Source organism: Chryseobacterium aahli (assembly GCF_022699665.1).
In the GTDB taxonomy this organism is placed as follows: domain Bacteria; phylum Bacteroidota; class Bacteroidia; order Flavobacteriales; family Weeksellaceae; genus Chryseobacterium; species Chryseobacterium aahli.
This window is the reverse complement of record NZ_JALDNB010000010.1, coordinates 43,523-58,231: the sequence shown is the minus strand read 5'-3', so window position 1 is coordinate 58,231 and position 14,709 is coordinate 43,523. Positions and strand designations below refer to the sequence as shown.

10 protein-coding genes are annotated in these 14,709 nt (G+C 35.9%); 4 read left to right on the top strand and 6 right to left on the bottom strand.

Going from position 1 to position 14,709, the window contains the following annotated elements; all coding sequences use genetic code 11:
- Window positions 1–80: 80 nt before the first annotated feature.
- The gene (locus MQX03_RS15475; protein WP_242804126.1) at window positions 81–2,498 is read right to left on the bottom strand and encodes a TonB-dependent receptor; all 2,418 of its coding nucleotides are present in this window, start codon (window positions 2,496–2,498) and stop codon (window positions 81–83) included.
- A 242-nt stretch (window positions 2,499–2,740) separates the two neighbouring features.
- On the opposite strand from MQX03_RS15475, the gene MQX03_RS15470 reads away from it, so the two are divergent.
- From MQX03_RS15470 to MQX03_RS15455, 4 genes are all read left to right on the top strand, one after another.
- On the top strand, window positions 2,741–3,712 hold the full coding sequence (locus tag MQX03_RS15470) for a LacI family DNA-binding transcriptional regulator (RefSeq protein WP_242804124.1): 972 nt from the start codon (window positions 2,741–2,743) through the stop codon (window positions 3,710–3,712).
- A 275-nt stretch (window positions 3,713–3,987) separates the two neighbouring features.
- A complete protein-coding gene (gene uraH / locus MQX03_RS15465) occupies window positions 3,988–4,395 on the top strand; it encodes a hydroxyisourate hydrolase (protein ID WP_242804122.1) in 408 nt (135 codons plus the stop codon).
- Between the two features lie 858 nt (window positions 4,396–5,253).
- On the top strand, window positions 5,254–8,241 hold the full coding sequence (locus tag MQX03_RS15460) for a DUF6493 family protein (protein WP_242804120.1): 2,988 nt from the start codon (window positions 5,254–5,256) through the stop codon (window positions 8,239–8,241).
- Window positions 8,242–9,576, top strand: coding sequence for an SWIM zinc finger family protein (locus tag MQX03_RS15455; protein WP_242804118.1), 1,335 nt, complete (start codon window positions 8,242–8,244; stop codon window positions 9,574–9,576).
- A 177-nt stretch (window positions 9,577–9,753) separates the two neighbouring features.
- On the opposite strand, the gene MQX03_RS15450 is transcribed toward MQX03_RS15455, so the two are convergent.
- The 5 genes from MQX03_RS15450 to MQX03_RS15430 form a co-directional block, all read right to left on the bottom strand.
- Window positions 9,754–9,963, bottom strand: a complete 210-nt coding sequence (locus MQX03_RS15450; RefSeq protein ID WP_242804117.1) for an IS3 family transposase — start codon at window positions 9,961–9,963, stop codon at window positions 9,754–9,756.
- 1,372 nt (window positions 9,964–11,335) lie between these two features.
- Window positions 11,336–12,085: a tetratricopeptide repeat protein gene (locus MQX03_RS15445; RefSeq protein ID WP_242804116.1), complete on the bottom strand. Its 750-nt coding sequence runs from the start codon at window positions 12,083–12,085 to the stop codon at window positions 11,336–11,338.
- An 18-nt stretch (window positions 12,086–12,103) separates the two neighbouring features.
- Window positions 12,104–13,072 (bottom strand): hypothetical protein, encoded by a 969-nt coding sequence (locus MQX03_RS15440; protein WP_242804115.1) that lies wholly within the window; start codon window positions 13,070–13,072, stop codon window positions 12,104–12,106.
- A gap of 192 nt (window positions 13,073–13,264) precedes the next feature.
- A complete protein-coding gene (locus tag MQX03_RS15435) occupies window positions 13,265–14,179 on the bottom strand; it encodes a hypothetical protein (protein WP_242804114.1) in 915 nt (304 codons plus the stop codon).
- Window positions 14,180–14,492: 313 nt separating this feature from the next.
- Entirely contained in the window at window positions 14,493–14,708 is a 216-nt protein-coding gene (locus MQX03_RS15430) for a hypothetical protein (RefSeq protein ID WP_242804113.1), read from the bottom strand.
- Window position 14,709: the final 1 nt, after the last annotated feature.

Sequence of the window (14,709 nt, the reverse complement as noted above, 5' to 3'; positions counted from 1 at the left end):
AACAGCAAATGATGCCGTTAGTTTCCGTATAAAATTATTTTAGTTTAAATCAGTAATCATTAAATTATAATGATTCATCATTAAAAATCAAACTTTACACTTGCTCCAAAAGTTCTTCCGGTAAGTGTTCTTGCTCTGATGATTCCGTTTGTTCCCTGCAAAGTTCCTTCTTCTGCTTCTGTGATTGCCAAAGCATTAAAGACATTATTGGCATTTACATTAAGGGTAAGGTTTTTTAGTAATTTGTAAGAAACATAAGGATTTACAATGATATATCCAGGCATTATCAGTTTGTTATTATCCTGAGTAAACGCTTTTGTAGATCCTACTGCGAAGAAACCGAAACTCAGGTTTTCAACATTCACATTCGGGTTGAAAGAATACATTACTTTCGGCGTTCTTCTCGGCATATTTCCGATGATGGTTTTATCAATTGCGTTTTTGATTTCAGCATCTGTATAAGTTAAACCCGCTTTGATGTCAAAGTTTTTATTGATCTTATAGAATCCGTCAAGCTCAAATCCAAAAGATTCATATTTGTTTTCTGTTCTCAGCTGTGTTGTCGCTTCGTAATTTGCCTCAATTGTTCTTGCCTGAAACAAAGTCGTATTAAGGAAGTAGTTTGAACCTCTCAATTTGTAACCTACTTCAATCTGATTCAATTTATTAACTTTCACCGCATCTAAAGCAGGATCATCATTATTCGTGTAATTGTATCCAGCAAAAAGAATTCTGTCGGCAGAAGCACTTCCACCCTGGCTTACTCTTGCAAAAACTGCATTACGTGAATTTAAAGCGTAGTTAGCTCCAAATGAGTATCCGAAAATACCGTATTTATAATCGACTGGAACAGTTCCGTTTACAACCTCAACTGCTAATTCAGGTGTTTCGAAAGTTCCATTTTGATTAATATCGATTGCTCTTGTAGTATTTTGCGTCCCTGAAAAACTTCCTGACACATTTCCAAAATCATATCTTGCTCCAATATCCAAAGTTAATTTTTCAATCGGATTGATTTCTACCTGAGCATGTGGAGCGATCACTGAGTATTTGGTGTCATAAATTCTATTCACTCCTCCAAAAGCAGGAACACCATAGTTAAGAAGTCCGTTATCTGTAATTTTATTTCCTGTACCGCTTATAATATCCACCAATTTTGCATTATTATCAGACACTTCCATCAAATAAGTATTCCAGTTCCATGAAAGGTTGATATTTTGCGAACTGTTGTAGACACCTGCATTTATTTTAGCCTTACTCCATTTTTTGCTGATATTGACATCACTGAAAAAATTGTTCAAATTATTCAATGTAGTATTGAACAGAACCGTTTTCATATATTTTGCATTGCTGTCAACGGCAGTATTTGTTCCTGCATACACTGCACTTCCATATCCTGCTACAGATTCCAAAATTTCAGATTTACTGCCGACAGATGCTGGAAAAGGAGCTAAAAACTGACCGTCATTTGCAGCGTATCGTGCTTTTGCATCCATTTTCCAACCAGAACCGAAATCATAATTGAATTCCAATCCAACTGTTTTAGAGACTGAATGCATTCCATCACGGATATCACTTTTTAGTATCTGTCCGTTTGCACCAAGCGTAACATCATTTTTAAAATTGGAAGACTGCAGAGCACCTGTTAAGATGTCATAATTGTTCAGAGAGCTGTAGTCTGGATTTGAATCTGATCCTAAAACTGCTACAGGCATCGGCATATAAGCTGCAGTACGATCATCAAGGTATTTACCATAAATTCTGACACTTCCCTTTTCGAATTTCTTTAATAAAGATAAACGGAACTGTCCTCCGTTATTAGAAGTATATCCTGTTTTACGAGGACCGTCACCGCCTCTGTAGAATCCACCTACACCAATATAAAAATCTTTACTAAGCGCTGTTCCGTAGTCGATATCTGTCCTGAAATTTTTATAATTTAATCCTACTTGCTGAGTGATACTCCCTCCTTCTTTTTCGCCTGTTTTCGTAATAAAGTTGATGATCCCTGCCGGTGAGTTTGACGCGAAAACAGATGCGGAACCACCTCTTAATGCTTCAACACGAGACACGAAAGAATCAAATCTTGTAAACTGGTCTTGTGTTCCAAAAGCTATATCTCCAAACTGCATCACCGGAAGACCGTCTTCCTGAATCAATAAATATCTTGAACCTCCCGCAGAAACCGGAACACCTCTCACGGTAATATTTGAATTTCCCTCTCCTCCAGAAGACTCAGCACGAATTCCGGGAATTGTTCTAAAAATTTCAGCCGTAGTTCTTGGGGCTGAATTAATAATATCAGCTGATTTCAAAGTAGAGATTGATGTACTTGTTTTAATAGAAGCTTTTGGATTTGAATTTCCTGTGATGACAACCTCATCGATCGTTTTACTTCTTGGCGATATGGTGTCGGTTACCGTAGACTGAGAAAACATGAATGCTGCCATATTCATCGTTCCGAAAATCAGTAATTTCTTTATTACCTGTGATTCCATAATTTTTTTGAGTTTTTTGTTATGTCTCAAAAGTATTTTTTTTAGGACATCAAAAAAGGGATTTAAACAGATTGTTAACGAATGGAAAATATCAAACGTTTGCGCAAACGTTTGCGGTTAATAACTTTTATAAAAATTAACTTTTATTTAACAACAATAACATACTTATTTAACATTTATTAACAAAAACAGATTCGAAAAATATGTTTAATTTATCCCTATAATTGATGTCAAACCTAAAAATGAGAAGAACTACCATAAAAGATCTTGCTGAAATGCTTCAAATTAGCACGTCAACAGTATCAAGAGCACTGAAGGATCATCCTGACATCAGCAATGCCGTGAAAATGAAAGTAAAAGAGGCCGCTGAAACCTTTAATTACATTCCTAATGATTTTGCCGTAAATTTTAGAAAGAAATCCTCAAAAGTTATCGGTCTTATTGTTCCTGAAATAACAATGTTCTTCATACCATCGATCATCAACGGCATTTCGTCAGTATTAAACAAGGAAGGCTATCATTTTTTCATACTATCATCAAACGATTCTTTTGAAACTGAAAAAGAACATCTGGAAACCTGCATTAATTCTAGAGTAGACGGTATTTTAATTTCCATGACCAATGAAACAAAGGATAGTGAGCATTTAAAAAAACTGAAGGAAATGGAAATTTCGGCTATCATTTTTGATAAAACCGTTCCTCAAAACATTTTCCAATCTGTTATTTTTGATAATGTTAGAAATGCTGAATTATGCGCCGACAAATTAATTGATCATGGATGCAAAAATATACTTGCGATCTTTGGTGATGAAAATTTAGAAATTACACAAAGCAGATTGGTTTCATTTGAAAGCCGGATAAAGCAATTTCCTGAAATTACATTGAACATTATTTATTGCAAATCTGCCGATTTGGTGAAAGAAAAATTAGACCTTTTACTGGATGATGATTCTATCGATGGTTTTTTTGCCATGAGTGATGAAACACTGATGGGTTTACACAGCTCATTGATTAAAAGAAGCCTAAACAATACTAACAGAAAAGTGGTTGCGATAAGTGAAGGTACTTTACCAAAATATCTTGATGAAACATATGAATATCAAATAAATGATGGATATCAAATGGGAACGTTTGCTGCGACCCAATTACTCACTTCTATAAAAAAAGAAGCATCGGGAACTCATGAAACTGAAACTACAATACACCAAATTTAGCTTGCATACTAATAAGAAATTTTCATTTGTTGGAAATATTTCTCAGTCGATTTCAATAAATCAGCCAACAATGTTTGGAATTTTTCGGAAGTAATATGATTTATCCGATAGTATCTCTTAAGCAAATTACAATCGACGACTTTCGAGAGATTTGGCTTCATTTTTGACAACGAAAAGACAATCAATTTTTAGAGCACAAAAAAGACTTTGATAACTTTTATGCTTTAATTTTCATCAATAATCAGTACAATCATTCAAATACAATCGATTTTAAAATGAAAACATTTCTCTTTACACTACTACTCTCAATATTTTCAACAGGAATTTTTGCTCAAAGCAAAAAATATCAGCTTTCGAGTCACATTTTGGATATTTCTAAAGGTGCTCCCGCTTCGGGAGTCTCTATAAAATTGGAAAAGTATAACGAGAAATCAAAATTGTGGAGTTTTGTTGAAGAAAAAATTACAGATTCAAACGGAAGAATTTCAGATTTTCTGGCTTTAGATCAATCTAATTTAGGTATTTACAAACTAACCTATTTTACGAGCCCTTACTTTAAAAATAATAATGTAGAAAGCTTTTATCCCTTTATAGAAGTCGTATTCCAAATCAAGGATAACAATCATTATCATGTCCCCATCACACTTTCTGCCTATGGATACTCTACTTACAGAGGAAATTAATGTAAAACAAATTAACTAAATGATTTTTTATAATTGAAATTAGCTCTTAATTATAACTTTGTTAATCCGTTCCGAAATAAGTTCCATAAAAGTGAATATCCATCTGCACCAGAGCACAATTAATAAACAATTCCTGCTTTTCAAAAGCCTTAGATGAAAAGTTTCAACTTCTGCTAAAGAGCAAGCTAAAATCTGACGAAACGCCCATAAAAGCCTGCAAGTAATTTAGATGACGATATAGAATTAGAAATCACATGAAGATCTTAAATAAAAAATGATTCTTAGTTTTGTCGAAAATGTTAAACCTAAGATTTGCAAACATAAACAGATAGTTTAGAAATTTTTTCTAAATCTTCCACCAAATATCGTGATATATATTCGGCTATGGATACAAGACAAGCGCAGCTAATTAAAGACTTCTTATTCCAATGTAGTTTGTTATTCATTTTTAAAACTGGATTGCAATAAAGTTTACAATATCATAAACTAAAAGAAATTATTTGATAAAAATGAGTTTTGTAATTCTTGTTTAATTTGGCCCAATTTAACCAAATCATCTATAAAAGTGTTTGAAGATACGCTCGTGGAGGTCACAGACACTGCCAAATGGCGCCAACTAAAGACAGTTGGCGTCATTTTTTTAAGTGCATTATCCCACTACTCTTAAAAATATTCAATTCAAGCATTCGAGTTTTTTAATTCTTCATTTTTTTAAGCAAAGGAATATAAGAACTGTGTCCTAATAAAGTTAGCAACTCGAATCCTACATTTGAGCCAAATCGGGAACTTTTAGATTTTAAGTGGATGAAAGTTATCATTTTTTTTTATCTATATTTAGTCGCCAATTAATTATTATATATGTACAAGCGCTTACAATACACTGATGATACATCTGACAAATTCTGGCAGATAGAAGTAACAGGGAATTCACATACGGTAACTTTTGGGAGAAGCGGTGCTTCCGGGCAGGCCAAAATCAAAACTTTTGATACCGATGAAGCCTGTCTTGCCGATGCAGGGAAACTGGTAAATGAAAAAATAAAAAAAGGATATTCGGAAAACGGGGCGGCAAAGGAGGTGCCAACAGCCAAAGCCTCAACTGCGGCAAAGGCTTCTGCTAAAGAAGCGAAAGAAAACATCTCCAGGGAATTAAAAGTGCTCATCGGTGAAACTAATTATGACGGCATTATACCTTTTCTTGAAAAATATGCAAAAGAGCATAAGGATTTGCTTAAAAAAGAAATAAAGACATACTCAGGTTGGCTGGGTACCGACGAAAATGAAGTAGCCTCCTGTGTTGCATTTGCTGTTTTCGAACTTTCGGATACCCGCAACTGGGAAAAGCTGGCGGATGCTTTACGCTCCTATCACAAGCTTGATGAAGTCAAAAAAGCGTTGGATTGGGCAAAACCGGCATGGATAGGAGGATACCTTTTACAGCATTTTAGGCAATGGCAGCGAGATGGCAGGAGTATATTCTTTCATTATAACCACTTGAGAAAGCTTGAAGAATGGGGGCATGTGAAACATGATCCCGAATTGTTCGCGCTATATCTCAGCATCTATTCGGATGGGCTGAATTATATCTGCACTGATGAAGTAGCCCGTGAGCGGGATCTTCCTTTGCTGTTTGAATACGAAACCAGTCTCCATACCACCTGGATTTACAAAGAGAGTGATGCTGCCGCTGCCTGGCCTAAAGATCTTTCCGTTTTTTGGGATGTTGCTTTTTGGCGTTTGCTCGAAGAAGGAAAATTAGATAAAGAACTCCTGCTTATCCGTGTGCTCGGGGTACAGACAAAGAACTGGCACAACCACCTGAAAGCTTACTTAAGGAAAGTCTTGTTAAGGTCCGAGCTGGAAAAAGAGATGGTGATAAAGCACCAGACGCTGTTCCTGCCCCTGCTGCATTCGGAACAAAGCTCCATCGTTAATTTCACTATTGACTCGTTAAAGCCCTATTTCGGTGAAAAAGATTTTGACCTTGATGAATTCCTCAACTGGGCAGAACCTGTTTTTATGCGTGCCGAAATGAAGGGAGGCGTTAAAGCGCTGCTTATCCAGCTGGATGCTGCGATCACAAAGAAAGCGGAACTGAAAGACAGGATATGCGGCCTTGTAGCCGATGTATTCATTATCCCTGACCTTCAGCTTCAGGAAAGGGCTTCCGTCTTTTTGCTGAAACATGGAAAAGATGCAGAAGTTCGCGAAAAACTGGCGATGTATGCTTCGCAAATGCTGGGAAAAGTTGCCAACGACCTGAAACCATTGATGGGCCGGGATGCATCGGGAGAAGAACCAGTAGCAGTGTCTGACGACAACGAAGAATATATCTTCAGTCCTATTGCGGTTAAAAGGCTAAGCGAAAAAATTGTTTATCCCGAAACATGGAGCGACATCCTTTTTCATATGGGGAAAACAGTTAAGTCAGACAACACCATCGACCTCGAGATTATGTTGCAAAGTTGGGTAGGTAAAAGAGACCTTTTCCCACCGGATTATAAAGAGCAGTCAGAGCCTTACATAAAGCAGCTGCATAAATACAGGTCGGAATCATGGCACCGTAATTTTTCCGAAGAGTTTATCCCTTTCCTTAAAAAAGAGGATAAGGTCTATAAGTATAAACGATTTAATGACAACGCTACATATAACATCCATATGTGTTCAGATCTTGTTATACTGGCACAGCAAAGGATTTGCAATAAATTATCCCTGCCTTTTCTCAGCGCACCAACGTACCAGCCTTTCTGGGTTGACCCAGTGGTTTTGGCCGAAAGGATCATTGCATACGAAAAGGCAGCCCAAAAAATCGACCTTGCAGATCTTGCCATTGCACTCAGCAGGATGCCGAGGGAAAATATACAGGAGGCTACCAAAAAACTACCTGAAATACAGGATGATGATATCAGGGAGCTATTGAATTACGCTTTAGGAAATACAGATAACATACAGGTTGTAAAAGATCGTGATTGGGCCGGTTTGTGGGCATTGGTGGCAAGGACACATCAGCAGAATGCAGTTTTCAATGAGTTCTCGGCATCGTTTGGCGATGTCCCATTTATGGCAGAACCTTATAGACCGGGACTTCAAACGAAAGGTAAATACAGGGGGAATTATAACGCTAAATTAGGAGATTACAAAAAAACGGATTACCTGGCTGACATCCTCGATATTCCGTTCCCGAAACGTACTGATGTACCTTATACGTTTATTTACGGGAAAGACACTTATATGAGGGAGGAAAATGGAGCGTGGTATATCAATGGTTCCGATGTAACATTTATGTACAGCCTGATGCCCCAGAATCCAGAGGCGTTGGCGTTGTTCCTCGCCTCGATCTTCAATAAGGATGAGGAATTCGATTACCGGCCAACTCCTGTCCTGCTCCATCACATGCTGGACAGCTTTTACAGGCTCGACCCAGGTTCGGTTATCTATCTGGCCACCTCGATCTTCAATAAGAATAAAAATACGAGGGCTATAGCCGGCGAAGTATTGATCCGGAGCATAGAGGAAAACCGCCTGCCAATAGATGATATGGGTTCAAAGCTTGGGATGCTTATCAACAGGCATTATGCCCCGGCTAACAGGATGCTGAGTATTCTGGAATCTACAAAGGATATTTCACGCAAACACAACGATGCATTGTTCCAACTATTGGAATACATACTTCCTGAAATCAAGCTTTCGGACAATATGCCGGGCAACGTCAAAAAGATACTGGAATTGTATTACGACCTGAAGCACAAACTGAACAAGCCTATAGGTCCGTCAGTAGAAGTAGCTTTAAATGAACTGCAAAGCCTGAAAATACTGCAACCGATTATCAATAAGATAAAAAAATAAATGGATTTAGCTGACTTAGATATTGAATACCGGGGGCAATCCTCATTGACAAGCACAGGCGGCTTTAATCAGTTGGTGCTGTCCCACCAGTCGGAAATTCCGGAGGATAACAACATCCCCTGCTTTTTCTGGGGAACCATAACGGAGCCTTTTTTGACGTCGAGGTGCCTGCTTGCCTTGTCAAAAGTGGTACGCTCATCGTTTACCCCTATACCGCCCCGGTTACTCGACCCGATCGTTTCAGCAGGGACGGGCCAGCTACGGTTTGAAGGGTTTTCCTCCTGTAATGGTGTTTATGCCCGCCTGGATTTGCTAGAAGATGCTATCAACGGCGAATTCATTGCCAGCGGCACAACCAATGTGGATTTTAATGAGCCGATGTTGAATGGCCTGAACGCTGTTAAAAAAGAAGAAAAAATGATATTGGGCGTGGGCAGTAAAAATGTGTCCATAAGCACCGGAAAAGGAACCGTAACCGAAAAAAAGGTAACACTTCCTACACGATGGATCAAGGGGCTCACGAGCGTGCAGTTGTACCTTGCTGATATGGAGGAAAAATTCACACTTAACAAGATCCAGATCGTTCAATTGTTCCAAAGCATCCCTAAAGGCACGACGAAAGGGGCATTTTATTTGACCCAACGTGCCAATAAATACATATGGTCGCCGGTTGAAAGCAAAGACGCCATCCGTTTTGGAGGCGTTGCTCGTTTGCGCCTGCTGGATGGCATTGCCACCTATTTTCAAAACATGTCCATTTACCAGTCAAAAGGCGGGGAAAGTGTAGCAATAGTGGCAGATTTGGGGGAAATGAGGTTCACCCTGGCCTTATCGCCAGATAATTACAGAGGCTTTTCAGGAGAAGGCAACGTGCTGAAAAACATGGCCCTTAATGTGTCTGAAACATGGGTACGGGCTATGGACAGCCTGCTGAAATCTAATGAGCAATTTGACCTAACAATGCTTTCTATAGAGCACGATATTCCATTTGATACAATGGATAACCTAACGTCTTCACTCTCTTCCATTGGATTGTTGGGCTATGACCTGCACGATCGTCGGCATTATTACCGCCGCCTTCCTTTCAAAGCAGAACGTATCCTATCGCTCAATCCGCGCTTAAAGAATGCAAAAAAGCTGATTGATGAGAACGCGGTGGTCTTCATAAGCAAAGAGCCCGGTAATATTGAAGCAAGGGTTGAAGGCACAAATGTAAAGCATACGGTGATTATCAAAGACGAACTGTCAAAGTGCACCTGCGACTGGTTTACCAATCATCAGGACAAACGCGGGTTGTGCAAGCATATTCTGGCTGTGAAAATATTGGTTGCTTAGAGTCGGTTCGATGCATGGGTACTGGAATGGTAACAACACTGCTTTTGACGGCTGTAGCCTTCCTGAGGGCAAAAAGCAACCTCATTTTAGGACGAAAAACCCTTGACGTACTTTAGCAATTCCAAGTCGACCTAAAAGCAATATTTTCAAATGCAGAAATAGTTGTACTTTCTCAATCTAAAGGCAACGATTCTGAGAATGCGGTTTCGGGAACGCCAGAAGAGGATATAAAATGTGAGTGTTGTAAAATGTTTCTATGTATTCAAACACAGAGTTTTTAGCATGATCTCTAGTTTCATATTTATTTTCATAGACAAGTTCGGTTTTCAGAGTTTTGAAAAAGCTCTCCGCTACAGCATTGTCATAACAATTTCCCTTTCCACTCATGCTTCGGATAATGTTTTTTCCGACTATTGATGTAAATTCTGTACACGCATACTGTATCCCTCTATCTGAATGGAAAATCAAGCTATCATGATCCTATAAAGGACGATGGAGTCTTGCCATCTTTAAGGCAGCAATACTGGTGTCCTGAGCCTTCCTCGTCTCACTTAATGACCAGCCGATAACTGGAGTTGCTAACTTTGTTAGGACACAATTCTTATCCTCTTTACCTTTAAGAGTACGAAAAAGATCAGAAAAAATTACAATTTAGAGTTTAAGATTGGGGCAGTATCTTTAAGCGAGCAGCGAGGCAATGTATCCTCGGTAGCTGAAGATTGGGGTAATGAAAATAATATATCTTTCCAAAACTTAATTGAAAACAAAAATAGTAGAATAATTCATATAAACACCTTTGAAATTAATTATGATTAACAACAAACGCAAAAGCAGATACCGTTACAAACTGATTATTCCGATATACATTATTATTTTTAACCAGAATGAATCTTTTATAATTTCTATGAACAATTGTAAATTTTTATACAAGCTTAATTCTACTGTTAGAAAATTGCTTATGAACATGAGGTGCATAAGTGAAAATAACTTATAGACAATAAAAATCTAATCTTTTGGTTTAGCGAAGAAAATCGTAAGAGAATTAAATTACAATATACTTAAATGTATCATTTTTTTTTACAGAAAAAATCAATCTTACTTTCTATGAATAGTAAAACTGATTGTAAGACAATCGAAGTAAAATAAAGTCAAACTTTGTCAATTTTCGATTGTTTAAAATTATATTGCAAAAATTTATAACTAAAATATATTGGATGTCAAAAAAGGGATTGTTAATTCCTGTTCAATTTGGCTTAAACGGATCAAATCATCAACAAAAGTGTTTGAAGATACGCTCGTAAAGGTCACTTAATGAGACAACTATTTATTAGTTGTCTCTTTTTTTATAGACATAACAAATTATTTATCAAACTGTTAACGTTCGATATTTTATGGTTTGAATTTTTTCAGTTGAAATCTTTAGACTATCTAAAATATACAGTCTAAAAGTGCTACATCAGAGATTTCATCGGCATTTAAGTATGGTTTGAAATCCCATCAAGGTTCTAGTATTTTTTTTCTCTTTTGGTTAATTATAACTTTTTGATACTAAATATAGCAATTCTAATATGATTTTAGTTTCTTTCCGATTTACCTTCAACTCTAGTACAGAATAATAATTGCTTTTACTTCTTATAAATTTGTAAGTTTACCTGATAAAATCATTATAAAAACATCAGTTTTACTGCTTTATATTAATAACCAGTTTAATTATAAACATCTAGTATTTTTGACTTGGTACATTCAAATATATAGTTACCTAAAAATATTTGCCTTCATATATAATTTTTAAAGCCTCTGCTTCTTCCTTTTTTCCTAATTTAATGTAAAGACTATATAAAGTATCTAAGGTTTCGCGGAATGGCTTTGTATTGTAAATCTTAAGATTGTCAGCAATTTTTAGAGCTGCTATTTGATTCGCTACAGACTCTTCATGCTTTTTTTCAAGGAAAAGACTTATGGATAAATTATTTAATATACTTAGTAAATAAGCGTCATTTTTATATTTCTGATCTTGTGCTTGATGCATTCGGACCGCTAATTTAAATTGGGCACTAGCATTTTCATAATTTCCTGAACGTTGATATGCTAATCCCAAGGCATTACTCGCTGCAGCTGCAGAAGGATCGTTTTTCATATCATATTTTTCACGAATAATGTGCATTTCTTTTAATAATTTTAGAGCTTCTTCAAAACGATCGTTTTGAGAATGGATTATGCTTAAATTTGTCATTGCATTAACTAACGGATGAAGTGCTAATGGTAAATTTTTCTGCAATATCTCAATAGCAGCATAAGAAAGTTCTATTCCGCGATCATCGTCACCTTTCCTGAAAAAAGACATCGCAGAATTCATATGTATAATTCCTAAAATCGGGTCATTCCCTGGTAAATAGGCCGTTGCTCTTAGATCCAAATCTTGCCATTTTAAAAAAGTATCCTGATTTCCAAGCAACATATTATCTACATTAAGAACTTCATTTTCCAAATGAAGTAATGGCTGATACAAATTCTGACGATATGGTTCTTATATTGAATCTAAAATAGATATACCGTACTTATAAAATCGCAAAGAAGTCGAGGGTGTTGTCAAAAATCCTTCTTTAAATCTTCCAATTAACCAAGCAAGAAAGAACATACAGCTTTGAAAGGGTGCATTTTCTTTACGTTGTCTATAAATACTTGCTTCTTGAATCATGCGGTGTATTCTGATCTTATTTTTATCTCTCTCCAACCATCCCTTTTGCGAAAGCTTGTTAGCCATGTTTAAAAAATAAAGAGTATTCTCCTTTTTATTATTAGAACCTGCCATATCAATTAAATCCCTCAAGTCAATTTCCGAAGGAAGTAAAGCAAAAAAGTCAAGTAAATAACGCTCTTCGTTGGTAATATCAGAAAGTTCAAAAGTTTTCTGTAAAAAAGAGAAAAGTTGGACATTCCCCGCTGTATCTTCAAGCTCAATATCAATTTCAAGCTCGAAATTATCCAATTCCTGATTTTTTAAATAATCAATAAAATTTTGAAGATTTAAATCCAAGCTATTCTGAATCGTTTTTGCAACGAGCTCTATTAATAAAGTATTGTAGCCTACCAAAGTAAAAAATTCTGATAGAGTTGATTTATCCACCGGGTCAGAAACATGCTTCGCAAATATTTGTTTCACAACATCAAAACCTAAGACGGGTAATTTATATGCTGCGAAATTTTTTAAAACTATACGTGAACTAGCTAATATGTTCCAGGATCGAATCATGCGCAGCTGGCCTAACAATGCCTCATCATTATTGGCATTATCGATTAGCATTAAATTATTGCCAGGAATCTGATTAAGAGCGAGAACAAATTTATTTAGCAGATCTTCATTAGATAAATCCTTAATTTCAATTCTTAAGTTACCACAAAGGACATCGTTTAATTTTATACTTTCGAACAAATTTAATTCTGCATTTAACCAGATTATATGATCATAATTATCATAATATTTCTGTAAATACAATTTTGAAACAGTAGATTTTCCTGTTCCGCCAACACCATTAATAGAAATATGTTTTTTTTCTGAAAGTAATCTATCTAACTCTTCAATTTCAATATCTCGGGGTACTAAATCTACCGTATTACATGTTGGGTTTAGAGTTAAATCTTTTGGTAGGTTTACAGAAAACTGCCAATTATTAACTTTATTATCAAGTTATTTCAGCTTTTCCGCATGAAATACTTGCTCCTTTTTCAGACTTTGTATCTGTATGTAAATTGGCTCCAATTCTTCACGGAAAAGTATGCTGACCCGCTCATCAATCTTATTTTCGAATTCGGCATCAGTGCTTTTAAGAAGCTCTTTCATTATAGAACAATTCAATTCTCTATCTGCTACTACTACGTTTTGCGAGCGACGATAGATTTCAGAAAGTAAAACGTTCATGATCACAATTGGTGACCTCTTTGCGAAAACCCTGTTTTCAAGCAATTGCTGAATTTCTTTTACTAAGGTTTCAATTGATATTTCAGGACGCTGATCAGAAAAACACCAACTAATTGATCCCACAAAAGATAATAGATTTTTGTTATTAAGCTCCAGCAATAATTGATTGTATGCACCATTAACTTCACCTGCCCTATCACTATTTTTTTTAATATTCTTCAGCTTATTTCCTCTGGCCTTTTTTATTTCATCAGACAATATATGCTCGATACGTCTGTTACACTGATCCTTAAGATCACCGTCAGCTAATGGATAATTTTCAATCCAATTTTTTAAAAGCTTTTCTTTTTTTATTATCCCTGTATTCGTTTCGAAAACAAATTTTACACAAACATTATTTTTTTGCTCACGCAGGAAGTTTAAAAAGAAAATATACAATGCATTTTTTATCTCCTTAGAGTTTAAACTAAAAGAACTACTGTAACACTTTAATTGAGTAAAAACCAATTCTTCACCTGACTCCCGAATATCATCACCTACTTCAGAGTGAAGAATTTTACCGTTATTCTCAATAAAGTTCTGTACCCATTTTTTGAGAAGATTTAAATATTGAAAATAAAATCCGCGGTTAGTAGCAATTGCATCCCGATTTGTGTAAACTAGTTTTATAGCATTGTCATCCATCAAAATTGAATAATTTTAATTTTTAGCCTTAGGTATGGAATTTCTAAATTTAGAGTTTTAAGACAATAATAGCAAAATTCATATTCTATTATCTCTAAAAATATAAGAAAAAAAATACAATAATTCTTTGAGTATATATTTAAAAAAGATTTCCCAATACAAAGCCAACAATAAAAGTCAAAATTGCTGCATTTATAACTTTAGTATAATTGTTTCTGTTCCGCTCTGTTTCAATGCTCAATAGAAGAGTTTTTTATGCTTTTTTCTATAAATCCTCTTAAAGTATGAACCTCATTATTCTCAATTTTTGTCCTCAACAAAGAAGAAATTCGTACTCATATTGAGGTATATCTGATTCAGAGAACAAAATATCGTAATAATAATTACCATATGCCTTCCCGCCACCAAACGAATATCTGCCTTTTATGTATATCAAATTTATCGTTGCGTTGAGCTTCAATGAATTGCTGAAAAGCCCCATTACAGATGATGGCGAATAAGTTTGATATGTGGTTTCTGACGGCTGCATA